Origin of the sequence: Kitasatospora griseola (assembly GCF_044999035.1) — a bacterium.
GTDB lineage: Bacteria > Actinomycetota > Actinomycetes > Streptomycetales > Streptomycetaceae > Kitasatospora > Kitasatospora griseola.
In genome coordinates this window covers 3,789,142-3,806,021 of sequence record NZ_CP173360.1, presented here as the reverse complement: position 1 = coordinate 3,806,021, position 16,880 = coordinate 3,789,142, and the positions used below count along the sequence as shown (strand labels likewise).

17 protein-coding genes are annotated in these 16,880 nt (G+C 71.0%); all 17 read left to right on the top strand.

Annotated features, from left to right (window positions below; translation table 11 throughout):
* Positions 1-69: 69 nt before the first annotated feature.
* The 17 genes from mqnC to nuoK all read left to right on the top strand — a co-directional run bounded on the left by mqnC (position 70) and on the right by nuoK (position 16,870).
* On the top strand, positions 70-1,278 hold the full coding sequence (gene mqnC, locus ACI1MP_RS17050; RefSeq protein ID WP_043915664.1) for a cyclic dehypoxanthinyl futalosine synthase: 1,209 nt from the start codon (positions 70-72) through the stop codon (positions 1,276-1,278).
* An 8-nt stretch (positions 1,279-1,286) separates the two neighbouring features.
* The gene (locus tag ACI1MP_RS17045; RefSeq protein WP_404868957.1) at positions 1,287-1,886 is read left to right on the top strand and encodes a hypothetical protein; all 600 of its coding nucleotides are present in this window, start codon (positions 1,287-1,289) and stop codon (positions 1,884-1,886) included.
* Positions 1,887-2,073: 187 nt separating this feature from the next.
* Positions 2,074-2,634: a hypothetical protein gene (locus ACI1MP_RS17040; RefSeq protein WP_100587509.1), complete on the top strand. Its 561-nt coding sequence runs from the start codon at positions 2,074-2,076 to the stop codon at positions 2,632-2,634.
* Between the two features lie 44 nt (positions 2,635-2,678).
* On the top strand, positions 2,679-3,374 hold the full coding sequence (locus ACI1MP_RS17035) for a demethylmenaquinone methyltransferase (protein ID WP_043915667.1): 696 nt from the start codon (positions 2,679-2,681) through the stop codon (positions 3,372-3,374).
* A 90-nt stretch (positions 3,375-3,464) separates the two neighbouring features.
* Positions 3,465-4,745 carry a geranylgeranyl reductase family protein gene (locus tag ACI1MP_RS17030; protein ID WP_100587508.1) on the top strand — a complete coding sequence of 427 codons (1,281 nt, stop codon included), beginning with the start codon at positions 3,465-3,467 and terminating at the stop codon, positions 4,743-4,745.
* Between the two features lie 138 nt (positions 4,746-4,883).
* A complete protein-coding gene (locus tag ACI1MP_RS17025; RefSeq protein ID WP_404868956.1) occupies positions 4,884-5,792 on the top strand; it encodes a DMT family transporter in 909 nt (302 codons plus the stop codon).
* Between the two features lie 414 nt (positions 5,793-6,206).
* Positions 6,207-6,566: an NADH-quinone oxidoreductase subunit A gene (locus ACI1MP_RS17020; RefSeq protein WP_014137597.1), complete on the top strand. Its 360-nt coding sequence runs from the start codon at positions 6,207-6,209 to the stop codon at positions 6,564-6,566.
* A gap of 71 nt (positions 6,567-6,637) precedes the next feature.
* A complete protein-coding gene (locus ACI1MP_RS17015) occupies positions 6,638-7,192 on the top strand; it encodes an NADH-quinone oxidoreductase subunit B family protein (protein WP_043915670.1) in 555 nt (184 codons plus the stop codon).
* Entirely contained in the window at positions 7,189-7,914 is a 726-nt protein-coding gene (locus ACI1MP_RS17010; RefSeq protein WP_100587506.1) for an NADH-quinone oxidoreductase subunit C, read from the top strand. The genes ACI1MP_RS17015 and ACI1MP_RS17010 overlap by 4 nt, the downstream gene beginning before the upstream one ends.
* Positions 7,914-9,242, top strand: a complete 1,329-nt coding sequence (locus ACI1MP_RS17005; RefSeq protein ID WP_404868955.1) for an NADH-quinone oxidoreductase subunit D — start codon at positions 7,914-7,916, stop codon at positions 9,240-9,242. Before ACI1MP_RS17010 ends, ACI1MP_RS17005 begins: the two co-directional genes overlap by 1 nt.
* Entirely contained in the window at positions 9,239-9,979 is a 741-nt protein-coding gene (gene nuoE, locus ACI1MP_RS17000; RefSeq protein WP_043915673.1) for an NADH-quinone oxidoreductase subunit NuoE, read from the top strand. The genes ACI1MP_RS17005 and nuoE overlap by 4 nt, the downstream gene beginning before the upstream one ends.
* On the top strand, positions 9,979-11,337 hold the full coding sequence (gene nuoF / locus ACI1MP_RS16995) for an NADH-quinone oxidoreductase subunit NuoF (RefSeq protein WP_404868954.1): 1,359 nt from the start codon (positions 9,979-9,981) through the stop codon (positions 11,335-11,337). Before nuoE ends, nuoF begins: the two co-directional genes overlap by 1 nt.
* The gene (locus tag ACI1MP_RS16990; protein WP_380338134.1) at positions 11,334-13,781 is read left to right on the top strand and encodes an NADH-quinone oxidoreductase subunit G; all 2,448 of its coding nucleotides are present in this window, start codon (positions 11,334-11,336) and stop codon (positions 13,779-13,781) included. The genes nuoF and ACI1MP_RS16990 overlap by 4 nt, the downstream gene beginning before the upstream one ends.
* A complete protein-coding gene (nuoH, locus tag ACI1MP_RS16985; protein ID WP_404868953.1) occupies positions 13,781-15,136 on the top strand; it encodes an NADH-quinone oxidoreductase subunit NuoH in 1,356 nt (451 codons plus the stop codon). Before ACI1MP_RS16990 ends, nuoH begins: the two co-directional genes overlap by 1 nt.
* An 8-nt stretch (positions 15,137-15,144) precedes the next feature.
* Entirely contained in the window at positions 15,145-15,726 is a 582-nt protein-coding gene (gene nuoI, locus ACI1MP_RS16980; protein ID WP_043915676.1) for an NADH-quinone oxidoreductase subunit NuoI, read from the top strand.
* On the top strand, positions 15,723-16,574 hold the full coding sequence (locus ACI1MP_RS16975) for an NADH-quinone oxidoreductase subunit J (RefSeq protein ID WP_100587502.1): 852 nt from the start codon (positions 15,723-15,725) through the stop codon (positions 16,572-16,574). Before nuoI ends, ACI1MP_RS16975 begins: the two co-directional genes overlap by 4 nt.
* A complete protein-coding gene (gene nuoK, locus ACI1MP_RS16970) occupies positions 16,571-16,870 on the top strand; it encodes an NADH-quinone oxidoreductase subunit NuoK (RefSeq protein ID WP_404868952.1) in 300 nt (99 codons plus the stop codon). Before ACI1MP_RS16975 ends, nuoK begins: the two co-directional genes overlap by 4 nt.
* Positions 16,871-16,880: the final 10 nt, after the last annotated feature.

Here is a 16,880-nt window from a genome sequence, read left to right as displayed (position 1 = left end):
GCAGGGGCGGAAAAGCGCTGGCGTAGGCTGGGCGGGACGCCCCTCCGACGATGAAAGCAGGCCCGCCAGGTGTCCGAGCAGAACCTTTCCGCCGCTCAGCTGCAGGCCGTTCTGGACCGCGCGGCCGAGGGCGGCCGGATCACCGCCGAAGAGGCGCTGGAGCTGTACCGTTCGGCCCCGCTGCACGCGCTCGGCGCGGCCGCCGACGCGGTGCGCCGGCGGCGGTACGCGGGCGTGGAGCACATCGCCACGTACATCATCGAACGGAACATCAACTACACCAACGTCTGTGTGACGGCGTGCAAGTTCTGCGCGTTCTACGTCCCGCCGAAGAGCGACAAGGGCTGGTCGCGGGACCTCGACGAGATCCTGCGCCGCTGCGCGGAGACCGTCGAGCTGGGCGGCACCCAGATCATGTTCCAGGGCGGGCACCACCCCGACTACGGGGTCGAGTACTACGAGCGGAACTTCTCCGCGATCAAGGAGCGCTTCCCGGAGCTGGTGATCCACTCGCTGGGCGCCTCCGAGGTCGAGCACATGGCGAAGATCTCCGGCGTCTCCATCGAGGACGCGATCACCCGGATCCACGCGGCCGGCCTGGACTCGTTCGCGGGCGCCGGCGCCGAGCTGCTGCCGGAGCGGCCGCGCAAGGCGATCGCCCCGCTGAAGGAGTCCGGCGAGCGCTGGCTGGAGATCATGGAGACCGCGCACCGCCTCGGCGTGGAGTCCACCTCCACCATGCTGATGGGCACCGGTGAGACCAACGCCGAACGGATCGAGCACCTGCGGATGATCCGCGACGTGCAGGACCGCACCGGCGGCTTCCGGGCCTTCATCCCCTACACCTACCAGCCGCAGAACAACCACCTGAAGGGCTCGACCCAGGCCACGGTGTTCGAGTACCTGCGGATGATCGCCATCGCCCGCCTGTTCCTCGACAACGTCGCGCACATCCAGGGCTCCTGGCTGACCACCGGCAAGGAGGCCGGCCAGCTGTCGCTGCACTACGGCGCGGACGACCTCGGCTCGGTGATGCTGGAGGAGAACGTGGTCTCCGCGGCCGGCGCCAAGCACCGCTCCAACCTGCACGAGCTGATCCACCTGATCCGGACCGCGGGCCGCGTTCCGGCGCAGCGCTCCACCACCTACCAGCACCTGCGCGTCCTGGACGACCCGGCCAACGACCCGGTCGACCCGCGGGTCGCCTCGCACATCGCCTCCACCGCGATCGAGGGCGGCACCGCGCACCCCGAGCTGACCATCCTGTCCACGAACTGAGCCCCTCCGTGCTGACGCTGCACCGGGCCCGTCTGGTGCTGGCCGACCCCACCGCCCCGCCCCTCGTGGACGGGGCGGTGCTGGTCGCCGACGCGAAGGTGGCGGAGATCGGGCCCTTCTCCGAGCTGGCCGGGAGCCCGGCACGAGTCCGCGAGTGGGACGGCGTGCTGGTGCCCGGGCTCGTCAACCGGCACGGGCGGTGGCTGCTGGAGGGCGCCTACCACCCGGACCCGCGCGAGGAGTCGGGGGACCGGCCACTGGCGCCGCCCGACGGGTTGACCGACGAACGGTGGGGCGGCAGCGCCCGCCGGGGGCTCCAACGCATGCTCGCCTTCGGCGCGACAGCCGTGACGGGTCCGTTCGACCGGCCGTCGGTCCGTACGGCGGCGACGCGCTCCGGCCTGCACGTGCTGCCGGGCGACGGGACGCCGGGGGCGCTCGACCCACTGGACGGCCAGCCGCTCGGCACCGCCGTGCACCGGGCGTTGACGGTCGGCGGGGCGGCGGACTTCGCGGTGTTCGACGCGCGGACCCTTGAGGACGTGGAGCGAGGGGCGAGCTGCTTGGCGACAGTCCTGGGCGGACGGCTGCTCTATCGCAGACGGTGAAGGCTCCGTCAGGGGCTCGTGGGGGCACCTCCCGGCCCGCCAGGGCTGGGAGGTGCCCCCACGAGCCCCTGGTTTTGCACCCGTCGGCCTCGCCCGTTCGCGTACAAGTTCTGACTCCCCGTGACCTGACGCCCCACCAGCGGATACGATCCCGGTTCAGTACTTCGCCGAGCCAGGAACAGGACGCATGCGACCCGCCACCTCCGATCGTCCGCGGACCAGGCCCGGTCGGGGGTGGTACGTGGGGGCGGTGCTGAGTGCGGTGGTGGCCGTCACGATGTGTCTGTTGGGGTGGCGGCAGGCCGATCAGGCGGACCGGATCAACGCGCATCCGGTGCGGATCGAGGGCACGGTGACCCAACTGCCGGGTGGCAGTGGGACGTACAGCCAGGTCGCGTACGTCGCGGACGGGCGGCGGCTGACGGCGGCGGACCTGTGGCTGCCGGAGGAGGCGAAGCTCGGCGACCCGATCTGCCTGGAGCACGCGGCGGACGACGCGCGCGCGGTGCGGGTGTGCGGGAAGCGGTATCCGCAGCCGGTGGGGGTCGGGTTGGCGCAGACCACGGTTCCGTTGACGGCGCTGCTGTGCCTGGTGTGCCTGTACCGGATCCGGCAGCTCAAGCGGGCGGACGGGCGGGCCGCGGCGGGCGGGTTCACGGTGGCGTTCGCGGCCGAGGGGATGCCCGCGCTGACCCAGGGCAAGCGGTCGCGTCGACGCCGCAAGGGGGGCCGCCGCGCGTTGCGGTGAGCCCTGGTGACGGTTGCCGGTGGGGCTGGGTTAAGAATGGGGGCGTGACCCGAGCCCATCTGGACAAGCAGCCGCACGATGTCGCCGCCATGTTCGACGACGTCGCGGCCAAGTACGACCGCACCAACGACGTGCTCTCGCTGGGCCAGGCCCGGTTGTGGCGCCGCGCGGTGGCCGATGCGGTGGGGGCCGTCGCGGGCCAGCGCATCCTGGACCTCGGCGCGGGCACCGGCACGTCCTCGTTGCCGTTCCTGGAGGCCGGCGCGGACGTGGTTCCGTGCGACTTCTCGATCGGGATGCTGACCGAGGGCAAGAGCCGTCACCCCGAGCTGGCGCTGACCGCGGGCGACGCGACCCGGCTGCCGTTCGCGGACGAGTCGTTCGACGCGGTGACGATCTCCTTCGCGCTGCGCAACGTGCAGGACCACCAGGCCGCGATGCGCGAGATGCTGCGGGTCACCAAGCCCGGCGGCAAGGTGGTGATCTGCGAGTTCTCCACGCCGACCTGGACGCCGTTCCGTACCGTGTACACCGAGTACCTGATGCGGGCGCTGCCGCCGGTGGCCACCAAGGTGTCGTCGAACCCGGAGGCGTACGTATACCTCGCGGAGTCGATCCGGTCCTGGCCCGACCAGCCCGCGCTGGCCGCGGAGTTGCAGCAGGCCGGCTGGACGAAGGTGGCGTGGCGCAACCTGACCGGCGGGATCGTGGCTCTCCACCGCGGCTTCAAGGCCCCGTAGACTGCGAGGGTTCGGCGCTCCGCACCGTTTCCGTTGCCGGAGGGGCCGGACCCGACCACCCGTGACCCGACGCGCTCAGGAGAGAGCCGAATGACCGAGACCGCAGTGGAGTCCACCGCCGACGTCATCGTGGTCGGCGCCGGTCCGGCCGGTTCCACCACCGCGTACTGGCTGGCCCAGGCGGGCCTGGACGTGCTGCTGCTGGAGAAGACCGAGTTCCCGCGCGAGAAGGTGTGCGGCGACGGTCTGACGCCGCGCGCCGTCAAGCAGTTGGTGGACATGGGCATCGACGTGTCCACCGAGAACGGCTGGCTGCCCAACAAGGGGCTGCGGATCATCGGCGGCGGCGTCCGGCTGGAGCTGGACTGGCCGGAGCTGGCCTCGTTCCCGGACTACGGGCTGGTGCGCAAGCGCGCGGACTTCGACGAGCTGCTGGCCCGTCAGGCGCAGAAGGCCGGCGCCCGGCTGTACGAGAACTGCAATGTCAGCGGCCCGATCCAGGACCGCACCGGCCGGATCACCGGCGTGACCGCCAAGCTCGGCCCGGAGAAGCGCGAAGTCGCCTTCCACGCGCCGCTGGTGGTCGCCGCGGACGGCAACTCGACCCGGCTGTCGCTGGCCATGGGCCTGCACCGGATCGAGTCCCGGCCGATGGGCGTCGCCTACCGGACGTACTTCACGTCGCCGCGGCACGACGACGACTACCTGGAGTCCTGGCTGGAGCTGTGGGACACCCGCGGTGGCCAGAAGAAGCTGCTGCCCGGCTACGGCTGGATCTTCGGCATGGGCGACGGCACCTCCAACGTCGGCCTCGGCATCCTCAACTCCTCGCCCGCGTTCGGCGACCTGAACTGGCGCGAGGTGCTGAAGAGCTGGTGCGCCGGCATGCCCGAGGAGTGGGGCTACACGCCGGAGAACATGACCGAGCCGATCCGCGGCGCCGCGCTGCCGATGGCCTTCAACCGGCAGCCGCACTACACCCGGGGCCTGCTGCTGGTCGGCGACGCCGGCGGCATGGTCAACCCGTTCAACGGCGAGGGCATCGCCTATGCGATGGAATCCGGCCAACTCGCGGCCGGCGTCATCGTCCAGGCGATGGCCCGGATCACTCCGGAGGGCCGGGAGCGGGCGCTGGCCCGCTACCCGCAGATCCTCAAGGACACCTACGGCGGCTACTACACGCTCGGCCGGGCGTTCGTGAAGATGATCGGCAACGACCGGGTGATGCGGATCGCCGCCGAGCGCGGCCTCACCCACCCGGTGCTGATGAAGTTCGTCCTCAAGCTGCTGGCCAACCTCACCGACCCGACCGGCGGCGACGCCGCGGACCGGATCATCAACGGCCTCGCGAAGGTGGCTCCCCGGGCCTGATCCGGGCGGCGGCCGAACACGGCGGCGGGCAGGCGGAAATCGCTTGCCCGCCGCCGTTCGTGTGCGGGAGGGTGTGCGGCGTTCTTCGACCCGTTCGACGGTGCACGGGCTCTCCACCGCGTCACCGGGAGTCCCGCCATGGCCGTCGCATCCGTTGCTGCCCGCCCCCGCCTCGTGCGTGATCTGCCGCTGCTGGCGGTGGCGGTGGTGTGGGGGTCGAGCTTCCTGGTGGTGAAGCGGGTCGCGGAGCCGGACACCGTGGTGGCCGTACTGGCCCTGCGGTTCGCTCTGGTGCTGCCGGTGCTCGGAGCGGCGGCGTGGGGCCGGCTGCGCGTCCTCACGGCGCGCCAGTGGGGCGGCGGGGCGCTGCTGGGGCTGGTGCTGGGTGCGGTCTTCCTGCTGGAGACGTACGGGGCGGTGCACACCTCGGCGACCAACGCGGGGCTGGTGATCAGCCTGACGATGGTGTTCACGCCGCTCGCGGAGGCGGCGTTGCGGCGCAGCGCGCCGTCGGGGGCGTTCCTGGCGGCGGCGGGCCTGTCGGTGCTGGGGGTGGCGCTGCTGACCGGGAACGGCGGGCTGCGGGCGCCGTCGGCAGGGGACCTGCTGGTGCTGGGCGCGGCGGGTGCGCGGACGGTGAACGTGCTGGCGACGGCTCGGCTGCGGTCGGTGCGCGGGGTGGACCCGCTGGCCCTGACGTGGGTCCAACTGGCTTTCGCCACCGCGGTGTTCGTGGTGGCGTCGCCGTTCGCCGGGCCGTCCCCGTGGTCGGTGGCGGCGTCCTTCGACGGGCAGCGCTGGGGCCTGCTGCTGTACCTGTCGCTGCTGTGCACGCTGTTCGCGTTCTTCGTGCAGCTGTGGGCGGTGCGGGCCACGTCGCCGTCACGGGTGAGCCTGCTGCTGGGCACCGAGCCGCTGTGGGCGGCGGTGTTCGGGGTCGCGCTGGCGGGTGACCGGCTCGGGCCGCTCGCGGTCCTGGGGGCGCTGGCGGTGCTGGCCGGGACGGAGTGGGGGCGGCGTCGGGCGGCCGTTCCCGAGAGCTTGTGAACGAAGGGTCAAGCGGGTGCCGACCGGGGTCCACCTGCCGAGTGAGTGCCTCTATCACGTAAACCGGATCACTCCGAAATTTGCTTGATCCGCCGCAGAATTGATATAGGCCGTGGTCAAACGGCGGCCGCTTCGCGGTGAGTTGCGACTGTATGTGGCCAAGTGCCTGCTCTGGGTCGAACAGTGGTGCCCCGTCCTGCTCCGTCCGGGTTCGTCGGGTGGCGAAGGTCACAAAGATCGTCGGGAACTGCGTGTCGCAGATCACAAGCAGACAGGCATAGGATGCGCTCCAACCTGGCTTTGTGAACTGCCTCACATGGAGCCGGATCTCACGAAGTGGATCATCGGTTCACCGCTGGTGACCTGGTGGTTCCGATCTGCAGTCAAGGACGACTGGACGGAGGGAGCGGGGCTATGAATGCCTACGCGCCGATCCTCGTACTCGGTGCCATCGCCGCGGCGTTCGCGGTCGGCTCCGTCGTGATGGCCTCGCTCACCGGCCCGAAGCGCTACAACCGGGCCAAGTTGGAGGCGTACGAGTGCGGCATCGAACCGACCCCGCAGCCCGTGGGCGGCGGTCGGTTCCCGATCAAGTACTACCTGACGGCGATGCTCTTCATCGTCTTCGACATCGAGATCGTCTTCCTCTACCCGTGGGCGGTCAGCTTCGACGCCCTGGGGATCTTCGGGCTGGTCGAGATGCTCCTGTTCATCGCCACCGTGTTCGTCGCCTACGCCTACGTCTGGCGCCGCGGCGGCCTGGAGTGGGACTGACCACGCCCCGCCGCCGTCGTTTGTGAACTGGCGGACAAGCCACCGGACTCGAAGGCATTGAGAGGGAACTGATGGGTATCGAGGAGAAGCTGCCGAGCGGCTTTCTGCTCACCAGCGTGGAGGCCGCCGCCGGCTGGGTGCGGAAGGCTTCGGTCTTCCCGGCCACCTTCGGGCTCGCCTGCTGCGCGATCGAGATGATGACCACCGGCGCGGGCCGCTACGACCTGGCCCGGTTCGGCATGGAGGTGTTCCGCGGTTCGCCGCGGCAGGCCGACCTGATGATCGTGGCCGGCCGGGTCAGCCAGAAGATGGCCCCGGTGCTGCGCCAGGTGTACGACCAGATGCCGAACCCCAAGTGGGTCATCTCGATGGGCGTGTGCGCCTCCTCCGGCGGCATGTTCAACAACTACGCGATCGTCCAGGGCGTCGACCACATCGTCCCCGTGGACATCTACCTGCCGGGCTGCCCGCCCCGCCCGGAGATGCTGATGGACGCGATCCTGAAGCTGCACGACAAGATCCAGCACGAGAAGCTCGGTGTGAACCGCCGCCGGGCCGAGGAGGAGGCCGAGCGCCTCGCGCTGCAGGCCACCCCGACCAGCGAGATGCGGGGGCTGCTGCGATGAGCGAGCAGGACAAGGCCGAGAACGAGAAGCCCGAAGTCCCGGCGACCAGGCGGGAGATCCCGGTCGAGGTGGTCGGCACCCGGCGGGGCATGTTCGGCGCGCAGGGCACCGGCGACACCTCCGGCTTCGGCGGGCTGAACGCCCCGATCGTGCTGCCCGGCCCGAGCGAGCGCCCGTACGGGGGCTACTTCGACGAGGTGGCCGACGAGTTCGAGGGCGCGCTGGAGGAGCAGGGCCTCGACGTCGACGACGTGATCGAGAAGACCGTCGTCGACCGCGGCGAACTGACCTTCCACGTCGCCCGCGAGCACCTGCTGAAGGCGGTGCGGATCCTGCGCGACGACCCGGCGCTGCGGTTCGAACTGTGCCTGGGCGTCAGCGGCGTGCACTACCCGAGCGAGGCGGGCCGGGAGCTGCACGCGGTCTACCACCTGCGGTCGATCACCCACGGCCGGCTGATCCGGATCGAGGTGACCGCGCCCGACGCGGACCCGCGGATCCCGTCCGTGGTGGACGTCTACCCGACCAACGACTGGCACGAGCGGGAGACCTACGACTTCTTCGGACTGGTCTTCGAAGGCCATCCGGCGCTCACCCGGATCATGATGCCGGACGACTGGCTGGGGCACCCGCAGCGCAAGGACTACCCGCTCGGCGGCATCCCCGTCGAGTACAAGGGCGCCCAGATCCCGGCTCCCGACCAGCGGAGGTCGTACACCTGATGAGCAGCACACAATACGAAGCGGGCTCCAGGGAGACCACCGAGGGACGGGTGTTCACCGTCACCGGTGGCGACTGGGGCGAGGTCGCCGAGGCCGTCGCGGGCGCCGACGACGAGCGGATCATCGTCAACATGGGCCCGCAGCACCCGTCCACCCACGGCGTGCTGCGGCTGATCCTGGAGATCGACGGCGAGACGGTCACCGAGGCCCGCTGCGGCATCGGCTACCTGCACACCGGCATCGAGAAGAACATGGAGTTCCGCAACTGGGTGCAGGGCACCACGTTCGTGACGCGGATGGACTACCTCACTCCGCTGTTCAACGAGACCGCCTACTGCCTGGCCGTGGAGAAGCTCCTCGGGATCACCGCCGACATCCCCGAACGGGCGTCCGTGATCCGGGTGTTGATGATGGAGCTGAATCGGATCTCCTCGCACCTGGTGGCCCTCGCCACCGGCGGCATGGAGATCGGCTCCACCACCCTGATGATCTACGGCCTGCGCGACCGCGAGGTCATCCTGGACATCTTCGAGCTGGTCACCGGCCTGCGGATGAACCACGCCTACATCCGCCCCGGCGGCCTGGCCCAGGACCTGCCGCCCGGCGCCGTCGACAAGATCCGCGAGAGCGTCAAACTGCTCCGCTCCCGGGCCCACGAGTACGACAAACTCGCCGCCGACAACCCGGTGTTCAAGGCCCGCCTGGTCGACGTCGGCTTCCTCGACCTGCCCGGCTGCCTGGCGCTCGGCGCCACCGGCCCGATCCTGCGCTCCACCGGGCTGCCGCACGACCTGCGCAAGACCGACCCGTACTGCGGGTACGAGAACTACGAGTTCGACGTCGCGACGGCCGACAGCTGCGACTCCTACGGGCGGTTCGTGATCCGCCTGGAGGAGATGAAGCAGTCGCTGCGGATCGTCGAGCAGTGCCTGGACCGGCTCAGGCCCGGACCGGTGATGGTCGGAGACAAGAAGATCGCCTGGCCCGCCCAACTCGCCGTCGGCCCCGACGGCATGGGCAACTCGCTGGACCACATCCGGAAGATCATGGGCACCTCGATGGAGACCCTGATCCACCACTTCAAGCTGGTCACCGAGGGCTTCAAGGTGCCGGTCGGCCAGGCGTACGCGGCAGTCGAGTCGGCCAAGGGCGAGCTCGGCGTGCACGTGGTCAGCGACGGCGGCACCCGGCCCTACCGGGTGCACTTCCGCGACCCGTCGTTCACCAACCTGCAGACGGTGGCGGCGATGTGCGAGGGCGGCCAGGTGGCCGACGTGATCGTGGCAGTGGCCGGGATCGACCCGGTGATGGGAGGCGTGGACCGGTGAGCAGCACAGAACTCGGCCTGCCGGCGCTGCCGGCCAAGCCCTACCCGCCGGAGGTCGCGCAGCGACTGGCCGCCGACGCCGCCGAACTGATCGCCCGCTACCCGCACTCCCGCTCCGCGCTGCTGCCGCTGCTGCACCTGGTGCAGGCCGAGGAGGGCTACGTCTCCTCCACCGGAATCCGGTTCTGCGCCGAGCAGTTGGACCTCACCACCGCCGAGGTCACCGCGGTCGCCACCTTCTACACCATGTACCGCCGCCGCCCGGCCGGCGAGCACCACGTCGGGGTGTGCACCAACACGCTGTGCGCGGTGCTCGGCGGCGACCAGATCTTCGACGAGCTGAAGCAGCACCTGGAGATCGAGAACAACCGGACCACCGAGGACGGCGCCATCTCGATCGAGCGGATCGAGTGCAACGCGGCCTGCGACTACGCGCCCGTGGTGATGGTGAACTGGGAGTTCTTCGACAACCAGACGCCGGAATCCGCACGGGAGTTGGTGGACCGGCTACGGGCCGGCGAAGAGGTCCGGCCGACCCGCGGCGCGAAGCTCTGCTCGTTCAAGGAGACCTCCCGGATCCTGGCCGGCTTCGCCGACCCGCGCGAGGGCGCGGTCGACGAGTCCGGGGCCGGCGGCGCGCCCTCGCTGGCCGGCCTGCGGCTGGCCAAGGGCGAGGCGCTGCCCGGCACCCCGGGCGCCAAGGTGGTCTCCCCCCGGCACGAAGGGACGGAAGCGTGATGACCTCCGCCGAGCCGGCCGAGAAGCTGCTCTCCCCGGTCCTCTCCGCGTCCTGGGACGACCACCGCCCCTGGACCCTCGACACCTACCGCCGCCACGGCGGCTACGACGGCCTGCGGGCCGCCCTGGCGATGGCCCCGGACGAGGTGATCGCCCTGGTCAAGGACTCCGGTCTGCGCGGCCGCGGCGGCGCCGGCTTCCCCACCGGCATGAAGTGGCAGTTCATCCCGCAGAACGACGGCAAGCCGCACTACCTGGTGGTCAACGCCGACGAGTCCGAGCCGGGCACCTGCAAGGACATCCCGCTGCTGTTCGCCAACCCGCACTCGCTGATCGAGGGCATGGCGATCGCCTCCTACGCGATCCGCTGCAACCACGCCTTCATCTACCTCCGCGGCGAGGTCGTCCCGGTGCTGCGCCGCCTCCAGGCGGCGGTCGCCGAGGCGTACGAGGCCGGGTTCCTCGGCAAGGACGCCCTCGGCGAGGGCATCGACCTGGACATCACCGTGCACGCGGGCGCCGGCGCGTACATCTGCGGCGAGGAGACCGCGCTGCTGGACTCGCTGGAGGGCCGCCGCGGCCAGCCCCGGCTGCGCCCGCCGTTCCCGGCGATCGCCGGCCTGTACGCCTGCCCGACGGTGGTCAACAACGTCGAGTCGATCGCCTCGGTGCCGCCGATCCTGGCCCGCGGCAAGGACTGGTTCAAGTCGCTGGGCACCGAGAAGTCGCCCGGCTTCACGCTGTACTCGCTGTCCGGGCACGTCACCAACCCCGGCCAGTACGAGGCTCCGCTCGGCATCACGCTCCGCCAGCTGCTGGAGATCACCGGCGGCGTCCGGTCCGGGCACCGCCTCAAGTTCTGGACGCCGGGCGGCTCGTCCACCCCGATGTTCACCGACCAGCACCTCGACGTCCCGCTCGACTACGAGGGCGTCGGCGCGGCCGGCTCGATGCTCGGCACCAAGGCGCTGCAGGTGTTCGACGAGACCACCTGCGTGGTGCGGGCCGTCACCCGGTGGACCGAGTTCTACGCCCACGAGTCGTGCGGCAAGTGCACCCCCTGCCGGGAGGGCACCTACTGGCTGGTCCAGCTGCTGAAGCGGATCGAGGCCGGCCAGGGCGTGCCCGGCGACCTGGAGAAGCTGCTGGACATCGCCGACAACATCAACGGCAAGTCCTTCTGCGCGCTGGGCGACGGCGCCGCCAGCCCGATCGTCTCCTCGCTGGAGCACTTCGGCGCCGAGTACGAGCAGCACATCAACGAACACCGCTGCCCGTTCGACCCGGCGGCCTCCACCGTCTGGGCCGACCGGGCCTCCGTCCACGAGTCCGCCACCGAGAGGGAGGTGCACGCGTGACGGTCACGGAGCCTTCCTCCACCCAGACCGAGCTGGTCACGCTCACCATCGACGGCGTCGAAGTCAGCGTCCCCAAGGGCACGTTGGTGATCCGCGCCGCCGAGCAGATCGGCACCCAGATCCCGCGCTTCTGCGACCACCCGCTGCTCGACCCCGCCGGGGCGTGCCGCCAGTGCATCGTGGAGGTCGAGGGACAGCGCAAGCCGGTCGCCTCCTGCACCATCCCGGTCGCCGAGGGCATGGTGGTGCGCACCCAGCTGTCCTCGCCGGTCGCCGAGAAGGCGCAGCACGGCGTGATGGAGCTGCTGCTGATCAACCACCCGCTGGACTGCCCGGTCTGCGACAAGGGCGGCGAATGCCCGCTGCAGAACCAGGCGATGACCAACGGCGCCGCGGAGTCCCGGTTCGAGGGCGTGAAGCGGACGTACGAGAAGCCGATCCCGCTCTCCACCCAGGTGCTGCTGGACCGCGAGCGGTGCGTGCTGTGCGCGCGCTGCACCCGGTTCTCGCAGCAGATCGCCGGCGACCCGTTCATCGACCTGGTCGAGCGCGGCGCGCTCCAGCAGGTCGGCACCGGCGACGACCAGCCGCTGGACTCGTACTTCTCCGGCAACACCATCCAGATCTGCCCGGTCGGCGCGCTCACCTCCGCCGCCTACCGGTTCCGCTCCCGCCCGTTCGACCTGGTGTCCTCGCCGTCCGTGTGCGAGCACTGCTCGGCGGGCTGCGGGCAGCGCACCGACCACCGGCGCGGCAAGGTGATGCGGCGGCTGGCCGGCAACGAGCCGGAGGTCAACGAGGAGTGGAACTGCGACAAGGGCCGGTTCGCGTTCCGGTACGCGCAGCAGCGTGACCGCTTCACCTCGCCGATGGTCCGGCAGGACGGCGAACTCGTCGCCGTGTCCTGGCCGGAGGCGCTCGCCCGGGCCGCCGAGGGGCTGCGCGGCAAGCGGGCCGCGGCGCTGGTCGGCGGCCGGGTCACCGTCGAGGACGCCTACGGCTGGGGCAAGTTCGCGCGCCTCGCGCTCGGCACCAACGACGTCGACTTCCGCTCCCGCCCGCACAGCGGCGAGGAGGCCGAGTTCCTGGCCGCCGCCGTCGCCGGGCAGGGCGTGGACCTGGACGGCGGCGGCGTGACGTACCGCGAGCTGGAGGCCGCACCGGCCGTGCTGCTGGCCGGACTGGAGGCCGAGGAGGAGGCGCCGATCGTCTTCCTGCGGCTGCGCAAGGCCAACCGGGCGAGCGGACTGCGGGTGTTCTCGATCGCCTCGCACGCCACCCGGGGCCTCGCCAAGCTGCACGGCGCGCTGCTGCCCGCCGCCCCCGGCACCGAGGCCGAGTGGCTCGGCGCGCTCGCGGGCGACGAGGTGCTCGCCGACGACGCGGGCCGCTGCGCGGACGCGCTGCGCTCCCCGGGCGCGGTGATCCTGGTCGGCGAACGGCTCGCCCAGACCGCCGGCGGCCTGACCGCCGCGCTGGGCCTGGCGCAGACCACCGGGGCGAAGCTCGCCTGGGTGCCGCGCCGGGCCGGTGAGCGCGGCGCGGTCGAGGCCGGCGCGCTGCCCGGGCTGCTGCCCGGCGGCCGGGCCGTCGAGGTGCCCGCCGCGCGCGCCGAGGCCGCCGCGCACTGGGGCGTCGACGACCTGCCCGCCGCACCCGGCCGCGACACCGGCCGGATCCTGGCCGCCGCCGTCGCGGGCGAACTGGACGCGCTGGTGGTCGGCGGCGTCGGCCTGGACGACCTGCCGGACCCGGCGCTCGCCGAACAGGCCCTGGAGAGCGCCGAGTTCGTGCTCTCGCTGGAGCTGCGCCCGTCCGCGGTGACGGCGCGCGCCGACGTGGTGCTGCCGGTCGCCGCCGTCGCCGAGAAGGCCGGCACCTTCCTGGACTGGGAGGGCCGGGTCCGGATGTTCGAACCGGCCATCAAGCCCGACCAGCTGATGGGCCGCCACCTGCACTCGGACGTCCGGGTGCTGTCCATGGTCGCGGACGCGCTGGAGAAGCCGATCGGCCTGCCCGACGTCCGGGCGGCCCGGCTGGAGCTGGACCGTTTCGCCCCGTGGCAGGGCGACCGCCCGGCCGCGCCCGGCGCGCACCCCGGCACGCTGCCCCGCCCGGTGACCGGGCAGGCCGTGCTGGCCGGGCACCGGATGCTGCTCGACAACGGCTCGCTGCAGGACGGCGACCAGCACCTGGCCGGCACCCGGCACCCGGTGGTGGCCCGGCTGTCCGCCGCCACCGCCGCCGAGATCGGCGCCACCGGCGCGCTGCTGCGGATCTCCGGCCCGGCCGGGTCGCTGACCCTGCCGCTGGAGGTCACCGAGGCGATGCCGGACCGCACGGTCTGGCTGCCGCTCAACTCGACGCCCGGCGGCGGCGCGCACCGCACGCTCGGCACCACGCTCGGCCACCTGGTCACCATCGCTCCGGCGGAGGAATCGTGATGCTGGACTTTGCTTCGCAGCAGCCCACGATGGTCGCTGCCGCGTACGACACCCTCGGTTTCTTCGGCCGCGACCCGTGGTGGCTGGTGCTGCTGAAGGCGGTGTTCTGCTTCGCGTTCCTGGTGCTGACGGTGCTGATCGCGATCGTCTGGGAGCGCAAGGTCGTCGCCTGGATGCAGCTGCGGATCGGCCCCAACCGGCACGGTCCGTGGGGTCTGCTGCAGTCGCTGGCCGACGGCGTGAAGCTGGCGCTGAAGGAAGACCTGGTGGTCAAGGGCGCCGACAAGGCGGTCTACATCCTGGCGCCGATCGTCGCGGCGATCCCCGCGTTCATGGCGTTCGCGGTGATCCCGTTCGGCCCGGCCGGCAACGAGGTGTCGATCTTCGGCACCCGCACCCCGCTGCAGCTCACCGACCTGCCGATCGCGCTGCTGTACATCCTGGCCACCGCCTCGGTGGGCATCTACGGCATCGTGCTGGCCGGCTGGTCGTCCGGCTCGACGTACCCGCTGCTCGGCGGCATCCGCTCGTCCGCCCAGATGATCAGCTACGAGATCGCGATGGGCCTGTCGTTCGCGGCGGTGTTCATCTACTCGGGTTCGATGTCGACCTCGGAGATCGTCGCTTCGCAGCAGCCGACCTGGTTCGCGGTGCTGCTGCCGGTGTCGTTCATCGTCTACATCATCGCGATGGTCGGCGAGACCAACCGCGCCCCGTTCGACCTCCCGGAGGCCGAGGGCGAGCTGGTCGGCGGCTTCAACACCGAGTACTCCTCGCTGAAGTTCGCGATGTTCATGCTGGCCGAGTACGTCAACATGGTCACCGTCTCGGCGGTCGCCTCGACGCTGTTCCTCGGCGGCTGGCGGGCCCCGTGGCCGATCTCCACCTTCTGGGCGGGGGCCAACCACGGCTGGTGGCCGATGCTGTGGATCGTGCTGAAGATCCAGCTGCTGCTGTTCTTCTTCATCTGGCTGCGCGGCACGCTGCCCCGGCTGCGCTACGACCAGTTCATGAAGCTCGGCTGGAAGGTGCTCATCCCGGTCTCCCTGGTGTGGCTGGTGATGGTGTCGGCGGTGCGGGCGCTGCGCAACGAGGGCTACGACTTCACCAAGGTGCTGCTGTACGTGGGCGCCCCGCTGGCGGCGGTCCTGGTGATCGCACTGGTGGCCGACCTGGTGCGGAAGAAGCCCGAGGAGCCGCCCGCCGCCCCGCCCGCGGCCTTCGACCCGATGGCCGGCGGCTACCCGGTGCCGCCGCTGCCCGGTCAGGAACTGCCGCCCGTCCCGCGCCGCCGTCGCCGGACCCCGCAACTCCAGGACGCCCTCAACGGGGCCGACCATTCCGAAGGGAGCTGAGCCCAGCCATGTCTGACGAATCCTCGGAGAAGTCGGTCCTCGGGCCGGCCGCCGGCTTCGGCGTGACCTTCAAGGCCATGTTCAAGAAGCGGCTCACCGAGCAGTACCCGGAGTGCAAGAAGCCCACCGCTCCGCGCTTCCACGGCCGCCACCAGCTGAACCGGCACCCGGACGGCCTGGAGAAGTGCATCGGCTGCGAGCTGTGCGCCTGGGCCTGCCCCGCCGACGCGATCTACGTCGAGGGCGCCGACAACCGCGACGACGAGCGCTACTCGCCCGGCGAGCGCTACGGCGCGGTCTACCAGATCAACTACGCCCGCTGCATCCTGTGCGGGCTGTGCATCGAGGCCTGCCCGACCCGGGCGCTCACCATGACCAACGAGTACGAGCTGGCCGACTCCAGCCGGCAGGACCTGATCTTCACCAAGGAGCAGCTGCTGGTCGGGCTGACCGAGGGCATGGTCGACTCGCCGCACTCGATCTTCCCGGGCGCCGACGAGGGCGCGTACTACCGGGGCGAGATCACCGGCGCCGCGCCGGGCACCGTGCAGCAGGAGAAGCACGCGCGCGACAAGGAGGCGCAGTCATGACCTCCACCGGCGAGGCCGTGCAGTTCTGGGTGCTGGCCGTGATCGCGGTCGGCGGGGCGCTCGGCATGCTGCTGATGAAGAAGGCGGTGCACTCGGCGCTCTGCCTGGCCGCGACCATGCTGTCGCTGGCGGTCTGCTACCTGGCGCAGGGCGCGGTGTTCCTGGGCGTGGTGCAGATCGTGGTCTACACCGGCGCGATCATGATGCTGTTCCTGTTCGTGGTGATGCTGGTCGGCGTCTCCTCGGAGGACTCGCTGAAGGAGCAGCTGAAGGGCCAGCGGGTCGCCGCCGTGCTCTGCGGCGTGGGCTTCGGCGTGCTGCTGATCGCCGGCCTGGCGAACGCGAAGCTGTCGCACTTCACCGGCCTGTCCGAGGCGAACGCCGAGGGCAACGTGCAGGGCCTGGCCAAGCTGATCTTCACCAAGTACGTGTGGGCGTTCGAGGTGACCGGCGCGCTGCTGATCACCGCGGCGATCGGCGCCATGGTGCTGACCCACCGCGAGAAGATCCGCGAGCGGATGACCCAGCGTCAACTGGCCGCACAGCGCGTCAAGGACAACATCCAGGTGCCGCCGCTGCCCGCCCCCGGCGTGTACGCCCGGCACAACGCGGTGGACATCCCGGCGCTGCTGCCCGACGGCACCGTCGCCGAGGACTCGGTGATGGGCACCCTGCGCGAGCGCGGCCAGATCCGCGACGTCAGCCAGGAGATGCTGCAGCGGATGGCCGAACTGGAGGAGACCACCGCCGACTGGCTCGGCCGGCCGTCCTCCGCCCGCCCGCAGGTGGCCGGGCCCCGCCAGGCACTGGAGACCGTGCCGACCCCGACCAAGGAGGAGGCGGAGTGAACCCGGTCAACTACCTGTACCTGGCCGCGCTGCTGTTCACCATCGGCGCCTCGGGCGTGCTGATCCGTCGCAACGCGATCGTGCTGTTCATGTGCGTGGAGCTGATGCTCAACGCCTCGAACCTGGCGCTGGTCACGTTCTCCCGGCTGCACGGCAACCTGGACGGCCAGATCCTCGCGTTCTTCACGATGGTGGTCGCGGCGGCCGAGGTCGTGGTCGGCCTCGCCATCGTCGTCTCCATCTTCCGGACCAGGCACTCCGCTTCGGTCGACGACAGCAACCTGATGAAGCTGTAGGCGGAGGGCC

Excerpts from the sequence above, each read along its gene's own strand:
- ACI1MP_RS17040 (WP_100587509.1), top strand. The coding sequence starts at position 2,074 with ATGCGACCCGCCACCTCCGATCGTCCGCGGACCAGGCCCGGTCGGGGG.
- ACI1MP_RS17030 (WP_100587508.1), top strand. The coding sequence starts at position 3,465 with ATGACCGAGACCGCAGTGGAGTCCACCGCCGACGTCATCGTGGTCGGC.
- ACI1MP_RS17025 (WP_404868956.1), top strand. The coding sequence starts at position 4,884 with ATGGCCGTCGCATCCGTTGCTGCCCGCCCCCGCCTCGTGCGTGATCTG.
- ACI1MP_RS17020 (WP_014137597.1), top strand. The coding sequence starts at position 6,207 with ATGAATGCCTACGCGCCGATCCTCGTACTCGGTGCCATCGCCGCGGCG.
- ACI1MP_RS17015 (WP_043915670.1), top strand. The coding sequence starts at position 6,638 with ATGGGTATCGAGGAGAAGCTGCCGAGCGGCTTTCTGCTCACCAGCGTG.
- ACI1MP_RS17010 (WP_100587506.1), top strand. The coding sequence starts at position 7,189 with ATGAGCGAGCAGGACAAGGCCGAGAACGAGAAGCCCGAAGTCCCGGCG.
- ACI1MP_RS17005 (WP_404868955.1), top strand. The coding sequence starts at position 7,914 with ATGAGCAGCACACAATACGAAGCGGGCTCCAGGGAGACCACCGAGGGA.
- nuoF (WP_404868954.1), top strand. The coding sequence starts at position 9,979 with ATGACCTCCGCCGAGCCGGCCGAGAAGCTGCTCTCCCCGGTCCTCTCC.
- nuoH (WP_404868953.1), top strand. The coding sequence starts at position 13,781 with ATGCTGGACTTTGCTTCGCAGCAGCCCACGATGGTCGCTGCCGCGTAC.
- nuoI (WP_043915676.1), top strand. The coding sequence starts at position 15,145 with ATGTCTGACGAATCCTCGGAGAAGTCGGTCCTCGGGCCGGCCGCCGGC.
- ACI1MP_RS16975 (WP_100587502.1), top strand. The coding sequence starts at position 15,723 with ATGACCTCCACCGGCGAGGCCGTGCAGTTCTGGGTGCTGGCCGTGATC.